The organism is Seramator thermalis, from assembly GCF_004138125.1.
In the GTDB taxonomy this organism is placed as follows: domain Bacteria; phylum Bacteroidota; class Bacteroidia; order Bacteroidales; family Dysgonomonadaceae; genus Seramator; species Seramator thermalis.
Genome location: NZ_RXHS01000010.1, coordinates 118,314 through 129,040, shown reverse-complemented (window position 1 = coordinate 129,040; position 10,727 = coordinate 118,314). Strand labels below are relative to the sequence as shown.

Sequence of the window (10,727 nt, the reverse complement as noted above, 5' to 3'; positions counted from 1 at the left end):
TTTTACGTACAGCTGCTCTGACCGGTTGCATGGCTGCAAAACGATTACCTTTCTTTGCGATATGCCACGAGATAATCTCATCGTTAAAGTGATCTATTACACCAAAGAACCAGTGCCAACCCGATCCCTCAATCCAGAACTTCTTTCCATCTGTAGCCCACATTACATTGGGTGCATCCGTGGTTATAGTCCCATCGTGTTCACGCTTATTCGTCTTCCCGGGCCTTCTGTAGGGGCTCAGCAGGCTGTTTTCCCGCATGATGCGGTTCACACGTGCCTTGCCCGCTACCAGAGCGTTTATCTTTCTTTTTGCCATGCGATTCTTCACTTTGATATAGCCTTCAGAGTTAAACTTACTCTTCTTGATTTCTTTTTTAATCTCCTGTAAAACCTCTTCATCACTGTGTTTGGGTTTTCTGCCACGCTTGCCTGTTTTGGGAGTAGGGTTTTCATACCAGGTACTGCTGCTGTAACCGACAACTTTAAAAATCAAACGTTTCGGATATGGCTTCCCTGTTAGTGGATAACGTTCATTTATCAAAATAGAAATCATCTCCTTTTTAGTTTTGCTGCCAATTCGTTCTTTTTTTTTGTAAGTTCAAGCTCCATCTGCAATTGCCCGATCTTACGCTCGGCAGCAATGAGCTTTGAATCATCGGGCTTTCGCTTAAACCCGTCAGCGCCACTCTCTATAAATTGATCCCGCCAAAGATTGATGTCGGCCAGAGTAACTCCGTATTCACGGCTAACTAACTCAGGATCCTCTCCACGTAACAAGGATAAAACTATTTCAACCTTGATTTTCGATGTAATATTCTTTCTCTTTTCCATAGCAGTTGTAAAAATAACTTTTATTTTTTACTGCTCGGTTTTTTTGAGGGCTAATATACTTTGATATTCTGATACAACCTGGGAGCGGAAGCACACTTTGACGTAAGGGTTGTGATTTGCTTTCGAAATTTATATCTTTGATATTCTGATACAACTCCGATCTTCAAATGAAACTGACCGCAGCGGTTGTGATTTGCTTTCGAAATTTATATCTTTGATATTCTGATACAACGGTAATGATTTTATTAATTAAAAGATATGGGTTGTGATTTGCTTTCGAAATTTATATCTTTGATATTCTGATACAACAGATGAGAATGCATATACTGTACCTTCTCGTTGTGATTTGCTTTCGAAATTTATATCTTTGATATTCTGATACAACACTACATGTCTTTTCGCATATTGAGCTTTGTTGTGATTTGCTTTCGAAATTTATATCTTTGATATTCTGATACAACCCGGTAAAGATGGCCCAAAGTTAGAAAATGTTGTGATTTGCTTTCGAAATTTATATCTTTGATATTCTGATACAACAGGTGATTATTATAGTTTTAATTTATGATTGTTGTGATTTGCTTTCGAAATTTATATCTTTGATATTCTGATACAACCAACGCTGGAAGTGGTATTATGATGTATCAGTTGTGATTTGCTTTCGAAATTTATATCTTTGATATTCTGATACAACCTTCCCAATACGCCTTTGTATGCGTTTCGTGTTGTGATTTGCTTTCGAAATTTATATCTTTGATATTCTGATACAACTCGATCTACAATGCCTATGTGGACGATTATGTTGTGATTTGCTTTCGAAATTTATATCTTTGATATTCTGATACAACACTTCCCGGGCATGGAAGTAATGGAAATAGGTTGTGATTTGCTTTCGAAATTTATATCTTTGATATTCTGATACAACGCATGTCACCGATGCACGTAATCTTCATATGTTGTGATTTGCTTTCGAAATTTATATCTTTGATATTCTGATACAACAAAGGTATTGACGAGTATAAGCCTATAATGGTTGTGATTTGCTTTCGAAATTTATATCTTTGATATTCTGATACAACATTGTTTCTGACGGAGGATAATTTCGACGGTTGTGATTTGCTTTCGAAATTTATATCTTTGATATTCTGATACAACTTGGAAAGATTTTTGCACCAATGCCGAACCGTTGTGATTTGCTTTCGAAATTTATATCTTTGATATTCTGATACAACGAGGTTCAGCAACATCAGTAAGTGTCACAGGTTGTGATTTGCTTTCGAAATTTATATCTTTGATATTCTGATACAACCTGTCACCCTTGTATTCAAATCATTGCCCAGTTGTGATTTGCTTTCGAAATTTATATCTTTGATATTCTGATACAACTGCATTAGCTTGGCTGTATAGTTCTAAGTGTTGTGATTTGCTTTCGAAATTTATATCTTTGATATTCTGATACAACAATTAAAATGCAAATAGTCAAAAATATAGGTTGTGATTTGCTTTCGAAATTTATATCTTTGATATTCTGATACAACAGTTCGAGATAGCACTTGCAAGGACATGTGTTGTGATTTGCTTTCGAAATTTATATCTTTGATATTCTGATACAACAATGTAATCCAGAATAAGGTGCACCAGTAGGTTGTGATTTGCTTTCGAAATTTATATCTTTGATATTCTGATACAACGGCAATGCCAAAAGATACGAGCAAGACGTAGTTGTGATTTGCTTTCGAAATTTATATCTTTGATATTCTGATACAACTGGATGTGTATTATTTGCAAATTATCAAAGATTTACAGACAAAATCAGAAAATAAAAAATGTTGGTCAGAAAACAAAAAATCCCGTTAATAAGCGGGATTTTTTATTGTACATCTGATAAGAAGAAGGAATCAATCGTTCAAATACACCTTGATTTCCAACCGAAGCCACGTGCCTTCCCATTCTTTTGCCGAAAGCTGGGCAAAAAAGCTCTTCCCTGCATCCAGCAAACGAGCGATGGTCTCATTCTTCGTTTTGGGAAGATAACCAATTTTGGTCTCGCCAAAATATAGCGAAACGGCAAAAGGGTCGTATTTGTTGTCGGCTTCGCGTTTGACTTCAAGTTTTATCCGATTTTCCAAATGCTCATTTACTTTGGAAAGATCACGAAAAGAAGTGCCGGCAACCACTGTTTCCAATACCAGAATATCTTTCGAGAAAACATTGAATTGGATGGCATGCGAGCTTAATGCTGCCAAAAGCGCAGAATCAACTTTAATTAAGCTTTCATCGTTATTCATAAGCGGCTTTTATTAGAGCGTATTTTTGTTTTTGTTCTTCGCCATATGTTTTCAATTCTTCCATTTGTAATTGCAATCTCGATCTTTCTCCATTTATCCAATCTTCATTTAAGATTTGTTCCCGCATCGAAAACGGAAAGGAGTTGTTGAGCTCTGTTATTTGTTGTTCAAGCACTCCGATTCCTTCTGAAAGTGTGTGATTTAACAAGTTGAGTTCATCTTCACTCATTTCGTTTTTGGCATTTTCCGATTCCGAAATTTCTTTTGCATAAATGATTTCCAATGCTTTCAGTTGTTCCATATCGCCATGCTCGTAGGCCCAAAGCACTTTGTTCCAAATCTCTTTTTTCGACGACGATAATTCGGGATTCACATCCGGATGCAATGCCTTGGCCAATCGCCTGAAAAATTTTCTTATATCGACTTTTTTGTCGGGAGAGGCCAAATGACTTAAAAATTGTTTGGCCACCTCCAATTCGTAAGTTTTGAACATAATCTCCATTTGAGCTTCCAAAAGTTGACCGGCAATATCCGCTTCTATTTGATCGAAATTGGGAACTTTGTTTTGATTGATTTCGGCTTGTGCCATTTCGATTTGGCGTTTGAGTGCTTTGATTTCGAGCTGCAGTTTTAAAATCTCTATTTGCAATACACCAATTTTGGATGCATACATCGATTCCAATTGCGGTTTGGTAAAATTCAACATTACTTCTTTGTCGTTCATAAGTTTAATGTATGATTCACAAAGTAATTCGTGAGTTTTCAGCAATTCTTTTTTGTCCATATTCATTAAAACAATTCCAACTGTTGATAGGGCGTGGATACTTTTTTCTCTTCTTTCCCAACGAACAGTTCCATATTGCCAAACTGCTTGTCGGTAATGCACAAAATGCCTATATTCCCTTTGGGCGGCAAATTCTTTTTTACCCGTTGGATATGAACCTGTGCATTTTCTGCACTGGCACAATGACGCAGGTAAATGGAAAATTGAAACATGGTGAATCCGTCTTTGATCAGTTTATCCCTGAAATCGGTGTATGTTTTCCGATCTTTTTTTGTTTCGGTCGGCAAGTCGAAAAAAACCAAAACCCACATAATTCTGTATTCGCTAAAACGTTCCATAAATGCCCCTAATCCTCCAAATCGACATTTTAAGTAAATGAAGGATATTTTATTTTTCGGATTTCTCCCGAAAAACAGTGATAGAGGGATGCCGTGGTTTGCCCCACGGCGACCATCAACGGGCTTCGTTGCCCGTTGATCATTACGTCGAGAATCGGAATTCCCAATAATCGGGTTTTCATAGGTTGTGTTATTTCGTCAATATTTTCATTTTCGGCAACGATTTCAAAAACCAAGCGATCGACAAATGGCCTGTAAGGCTCCATCACATCGTCGGCCAAACAATAGGCGTTGTATTTGTTGCGATGATGAATGCCCAGCGTCGGAAGCAATCCACTTGCTACAAGCGATCGGGCTACCACTGCACGCAAAACGGCATAACCATAATTCAACAGATTGTTGGGTGGAACGCCATCCCGATTTCTGGAAAATCCTCGAATATTCGGAAAAAGATTTGCCCAATAATACACCGCGGCACGAGCTTCGTAATTGTCGGGATCGCCACTTTTAACGTCAGCCGCCCAAGCGTTCATATTCTTAATGACTCCTCCGGCCATTTTATCGAGCACGTAGGCCTGATTTTCGATTTTGGCTTGAACGGTTTGCTGCCAAAGCTGCTTTTTTAGTGGAACGGAGGCATTGATTTGATCGCTGAAACGTTCCGTTTGAATCGTGTTCCCCGCTAAAGGCAACATCAGTCCGACAGGCATGTGGTTGCTGTCGCAAGTAATGAGTGCACAGTTATTCTCAAGTAGTTTCTCCATCAAGCCTTGGGTAACCGTAATTTGCTTGTGGTCGAGAATCACCACGCCAATGTCTTCGATGGGAATGGTGACAACCGATTCCTGCTTCATTTTTTCGGGCAAATCTTCATTTTTGACTACTTCGGGCAGTTGAACGACCAATTGCTCCTTTTTCAACGAAAGATAAGCCGGATTGCCAAAATAGAGCGTGCGCTTGATCATACACTCAGAATCGTTTTAATCTTGATAAAATTCATAATAAATATCTGCAATATCATTTGCAAAACCGTATCCACAGGGAGAAGCCCATTTGACACATTGCTCGGCACGCAGTTTGAACTCATCCAGCAGATGGTGTTTTGCGATAAACTCCAATGCGGCCTTGTAGTTGTTGTACGTCGAATCATAAAATTGTTCGGAATAATCGCCGTAACAATACGTCAGTTCGCAGGCACTTTCGGGCAAATAGAGCATTACATCAGCCAAAGCCTCGGGCGAAGGCTGCAAGCTTTTAAATTCTGAAATCGCTTTTTTGGCTACCGAGAATTTCTCGCTGCCTCGTTCAGGCCTTTCCACATTGAACTCTTTCCGAATGATCTTTTTGTACTTCTCCACCAACTCTTTTTCATTGTGTGGATTGAGATAAAAATCGTAAAACTCTTTTATCGATTTATTCTTTTCATACAAATCGAGGATTTGCTCTACCAATTGCTCTTTGGTGAGTTTGAGCAATTCTTTCTTTAAGGCTGATTTGGACATAAGTTTATTTTTATGAATTAATATTCTCCTACCGAAACGATTTGACCCAAATGATTTATCCTTATCTTTACAATGTTTGACAAACCATTTAATCCGGTTCTAATCCATGTAATCCCTTTTAATAGATTATTGTTTTCAACATTTGTTTCTAAATGATGCCTGAAAGTATAATCCTTTGTTGTAATTTTTTGAACTCTAAACAAGTTCGTGCTGATCAACGAATAGTTGTCAGGATCGAGCAAGTCTATTTCGTTGGGATTAAATCCCGTTTTTTCGTTTGGGAATACAAAATATTCGTTTTGTTTCATGCTGAAGAGAAATTCCCATCCTTCATCGGATTTATAATTTTTATCTATCACAGGTAACCCGAGATTGCGTCTGTTTACTGCTTCGTAAAACGATACAACCTTTTCTTGCAAATTACCCTCTGCATCTCGATAAATAGCGACGTGGTGATTATTACCAGTATTTACAAAATCAACCGGTTGCTTATTCCCATTTTCATCTAAAATCAATTTTCCTTCCTTATTCTTTTTGTCATGCAATGATTCTACATTATTCACCCCATAAATTGTAACACGTTTTATGGAAATTCCTTTCTCCTTGTTGAGCCAAATAGGATTTTCATCTAAATTGGAGAATGCCTGCTTGGCATTTCCGCCAAACTCTTTCAATCGATTCTCGAGTATTTGTCTGATTTTTTTATCAATTACCTTATCCACCTTCAAATCAGGTGATATATCCTTACGAATAGTATAGACGATTTCAAAACTCACCGTTTTAACTTTTTCAGGAACTTGTTTGGTATGAAGTTCGTCCAACCATATCGGCTTTTTTGAGAGAGCGTTTCCCCCTGTAAATGCTTTTTTCGGATCATTGTTGAATTGTTGCAACCGTTCAGTTAGAGCTACTCGATAAGCAGGGTTGGCTACTGTGGCAATTTTTTCGTTATCGAATTTTGCATTAACCGTTTCTATTTTCACTACATATTCTTTATGGCTTCCGTAAACTGTTTCGTTGTGTAGCTGTCCACGAGGTGTTAACTGTTCTTTTTTATTTACGCCGCCCTTTTTCTTCGTTATATTGATATTTTTGGTCGTTACTTTATTTTTCGCCTTAATTGAAATCAATGTGTTTTCTAACTGACGTTTTGCTTCTGCTCTGAATTCGTCAAGCGGTATGGGAGGGACAAAACGGAGTTTGTTTTTGTTATCGCGGTATAAGTATTTCTTTTCTATACCCAGTACATCTCTCGTACTTAAAATAACATCTTCGGCACCAATGGCATAATTATCCTGTTCTTCTTTTTCTGCATTTGAAATGCCTTGACTCTCATCAAGTCGTCGAGCATTAAGGTTGTTGAGATACTGAATAAATTGGCGTTTGGTAAAAGCAACAGTAAGCGCATCCATTGCGTGATGCCGATGATCATTTCGTTTCGTCCAGTCCTTAATTTTACGGATTCTCTGTCCTTCTTCGTTGATAAATTCTTCTGTCAAACCAAGATTATAATATTTTTCCCAATTCAATTCTTTCATTACGTCAACCAACTGCCAATCCTCACGTAATCTATCTGTAATCGAGCCTGTTGTAGATACCACAAATTTAACCAATTCGCCCAACATCGTTTTGGCATATTTTGCAATGTATTGTGAATTAGCTAAATCTCGATTAATAAAACCTTCGGGAATATCTTTTTCCTGCATTTTTAATTTGTTGTATTTAGCTCGTGAAAGGATACCTTTTTTGTACAAATCCTCAATGCGGGAAAGATAATTGTCCAAGTTGTTTTCTTCGCCTGATTCGCCATATTTTTCTTTGATAAAATCGTAAGCAGTTCTATTCCCTTTTTCAATATTAATGCTTCTAAGTTCCAATGTTTTATTGGAAAAAGAATCGTCAAAAAGACGCGACTGAGGAATAATATGCTCAATATCAAAATCTCCGCTGAATAATGCTGCAGGAGATATATATGTATTGGAATACAATGTTTTATATCCATTTTCTTTCAATTCCTCATAAAGCTTATAACGAACAATATCGTTGTGGCTAATATAAGAGAGATTGAATGGTGGTCTATACAAAGTCTCTTTATATTGCTCATGCAATTTGGTTGTATCGGCAATTGATTTGGTTAGTTCTTCCCTTTCTTTTGCATTCTTTTTCAATTCACGAGCCAATTCGATCCGTATTTCATCCGGTTTACCATAAGTGTCAATAATCAAATTAATTACATTGATCATTTGGTTAAGGATTTTTTCCACTACCGGATTCCGCAATGAATTTTTCGGCAAAATATTAAGACGCTCTTTGTAGTTTTTAGTGTTTATTTCTTCCTTGTTCAAAGAGCTCGCTGAATGTCGATATCCTGCATATTGGCATGCAACATCATATTTGTTACCTGCTTTCAAATAAGGTAATATTTTTCGTATTGCTTTAGTTGAAAGGCTACCATAATCGTCCTGAAAAGTTACATTCGCCAAAATTTTAGAAAATTCTTTATCAAATCCGCAAAGTTCTGTAATCTTATCAATTAAGTTTTGATTTCCTGTTTTAGAGCTATCTCCTTCAAAAGAGTATAACAAATGCCATAATTTATACATCGGTTGTTTGTCAAGCATCTTGTTCGAATCAAAATACAAAATATCTGTATTAAAACCTAATACACTGAAAACCTCTTCAACAGCTTTTAGAATCTCTTTGGCAGATTTTTTTTCAATCTCTATTTCGTGCCCGCTTAATTCAATAATCCGCTTGTATGCTTCAAAAAATACTGCTTGGGTTAAATTTCCCTGAATGGAATTAAAATTCATATCCAGTTCTTTCGGGTTATCAAACAATAATTTTAATACATCTGTCTTTTTCAACTCTTTTCTTATCGAAAGCTCCTCTGCCAATAGTTCTTTTTCCTCCTGATATAATTCTCTCCTTCCTCCAATTTGCAAAGGGTCTTCCATATCGCTAAAAAGGGATTTTTCTTTTTGTTTCTTGTTTTTTCGTCCTTTGCCAAATACTTCAATATTATTCAAAATTTGCCAAATCTTAAATTCCTGAAACAATGGAGAAGAGCGTGGAATTACCCTGCTACCAATCGTCTGGATTTTCTTTTTGCCATTCATTTCAACTTCGATTTTTCGACTTTCAAATTCGCAAAAGCTGATCAAACTTTTCTGACTTTTCAACGGACGTTGATAAAAAATCACGACATCGCGAATTTCCCGTTTCAATTCAGCCGTTAATTCCTTATGAAATGCGGCTTGTGTTTCCCAAATCGTATTAAATTCATCCAAATAATCCTGACGATAAAATACCATATTTCGTAAACTTGCATTGGGATTATTCTTCAATATTTCCATTTGATATTCTCCAACTGTTTGAGCTCGTGTAGTTCCATCAGGATTTGTTATCTTATGGAAGTATAACTCTTTGCTGCGGTCGCTTATTGCGCCCAAATATCCACTCGAACTATTAATCTGAATGTTTATTTGCTGTATCACAATTACAAATTGCTCTAAATCCAGCTTTTCGGTTAAACCTTTGGCTCTCCATACAAAATTTTCGATTTTTTGATCCCCTGCATTTCCTTGACGTTTGGTGCCAACTAATTCAAACCCTTTTTCTTTAAATGCTTTCGAACAGATTGCCCATACGGCATCTCGTTTTTTACCACGTAGCTCCTCCTGTAATTCTTTCGTAAGCACTTCCGGATAGAAAGTCATTTGTTTCTCAAAAATCCTGTCAAATTCCTGTAGTAAGTCGGAACGATAAAAATCAGGGAGATACTTTTTCCCATTTTGAAGTAGTTCCAAGCAATACTGACCCGGAGTCAATTGTTCGTCATAAAGTTTTTTAGCAACCTCCATTCCGTCAATTAAAGCTCCATCTTCATTGCCTTTGGCTTTTCTGCTGCTTTTATAGCCACGTTTTTTGTTGATCATTAATAGTACGCGGGCAAATTGTTCAAGTGTTATTTCTTCCGTAGCTGCTTTAGCTCTCAAACGATAAGTTTCGAAAGTAGTGAAATTGCCATTTTCCGATAAAATGGTTTCATCCGTGATGAAATTATTTTCTTTAAGAATTTTGATTAAGTTTTCTCGCCTTAATTTGTAGCGCTGCAAATTGCGACGCATACTTCTCTTTAAGGTTCTATCTGCATTCGTGGTAATGCTTTTCCCTTTTTCAAAATTTTGCAATTCATCCACTGTCAAAGGATTTACTCGTACGCCAAGTCTAATAATTTCGGATTTTTCGCTTTCATTTTCTGCCTCTTTCACCAACGCCCAACCAATTGAATTTGTGCCTAAATCGAGGCCTAATACGGTCTTCATAGTTTATATTTTATATAATATTAATTTTCAATTCATTATATTCGGCTGTAAATATAATCATTTTTTTGTGTTAAATATTTTTTCTATAAGAAAAAAGCTTTATCTTTGAAGCATAAATTTGAAAGCAAATCACAATAAGGATGATTCCGTTGTGAAAACATTTGGGTTGCCTCTTGTCCATCAATCAGGAGGCATTTTTATATATATATCTATCCTGTTTAATCGATATTTAAATTGCTTTTAAACGGTTCTTCCGATTCGCCGGCTACATAAGCAAACATAGTTATTTCTTTTGAAAAAAGGGATTTCGTTATTTCCGTTCAAAAAGGGTCCATCTTCAAACACAAATTTTTTCTTCCTTTCCTTCATTCTTCCATTCACCCCGGCGAAATTCTTACTCATCGTTTTGCCGAACAACCAATCGCTGCCCGAAAAGGTCGATGAACTGTTAAAGGAACGGTAATTTCACACGAAAATTTATCGTTTGTTATCACGAGGAACGGCTTTTGTGCAGAGACAAAACCTACTTTTCACTTTGCGGAACAGGTTTTTATCGGTAAAACACCCTTTCCGCAGGATGCGGAACGACCTTTTTTTGCCGATTTGCTTACTACGCATTGCGCGGAACGACCAATGTCTGTTTGAAATGTTCACTCCGC

At 36.9% G+C, this 10,727-nt stretch carries 8 protein-coding genes and 1 CRISPR repeat array; all 8 genes read right to left on the bottom strand.

Going from position 1 to position 10,727, the window contains the following annotated elements:
* On the bottom strand, nucleotides 1–541 hold a 541-nt coding region (locus EJN84_RS08935; protein ID WP_394343090.1), incomplete at its 3' end, for a hypothetical protein.
* Between the two features lie 8 nt (nucleotides 542–549).
* The gene (locus EJN84_RS08930; RefSeq protein WP_129595095.1) at nucleotides 550–831 is read right to left on the bottom strand and encodes a hypothetical protein; all 282 of its coding nucleotides are present in this window, start codon (nucleotides 829–831) and stop codon (nucleotides 550–552) included.
* Nucleotides 832–939: 108 nt separating this feature from the next.
* Nucleotides 940–2,596: a CRISPR direct-repeat array (repeat unit 47 nt; unit sequence GTTGTGATTTGCTTTCGAAATTTATATCTTTGATATTCTGATACAAC).
* Between the two features lie 130 nt (nucleotides 2,597–2,726).
* Entirely contained in the window at nucleotides 2,727–3,116 is a 390-nt protein-coding gene (locus tag EJN84_RS08925) for an HIRAN domain-containing protein (RefSeq protein WP_101487153.1), read from the bottom strand.
* A complete protein-coding gene (locus EJN84_RS08920) occupies nucleotides 3,109–3,900 on the bottom strand; it encodes a J domain-containing protein (RefSeq protein WP_129595094.1) in 792 nt (263 codons plus the stop codon). The genes EJN84_RS08925 and EJN84_RS08920 overlap by 8 nt, the downstream gene beginning before the upstream one ends.
* Before the next feature lie 5 nt (nucleotides 3,901–3,905).
* Nucleotides 3,906–4,238, bottom strand: a complete 333-nt coding sequence (gene cas2, locus EJN84_RS08915) for a CRISPR-associated endonuclease Cas2 (RefSeq protein WP_101487155.1) — start codon at nucleotides 4,236–4,238, stop codon at nucleotides 3,906–3,908.
* 29 nt (nucleotides 4,239–4,267) lie between these two features.
* Nucleotides 4,268–5,203: a type II CRISPR-associated endonuclease Cas1 gene (gene cas1, locus EJN84_RS08910; protein ID WP_129595093.1), complete on the bottom strand. Its 936-nt coding sequence runs from the start codon at nucleotides 5,201–5,203 to the stop codon at nucleotides 4,268–4,270.
* Between the two features lie 15 nt (nucleotides 5,204–5,218).
* On the bottom strand, nucleotides 5,219–5,740 hold the full coding sequence (locus EJN84_RS08905) for a DUF6155 family protein (protein WP_129595092.1): 522 nt from the start codon (nucleotides 5,738–5,740) through the stop codon (nucleotides 5,219–5,221).
* 17 nt (nucleotides 5,741–5,757) lie between these two features.
* The gene (cas9, locus tag EJN84_RS08900; protein WP_129595091.1) at nucleotides 5,758–10,068 is read right to left on the bottom strand and encodes a type II CRISPR RNA-guided endonuclease Cas9; all 4,311 of its coding nucleotides are present in this window, start codon (nucleotides 10,066–10,068) and stop codon (nucleotides 5,758–5,760) included.
* Between the last annotated feature and the right edge of the window lie 659 nt (nucleotides 10,069–10,727).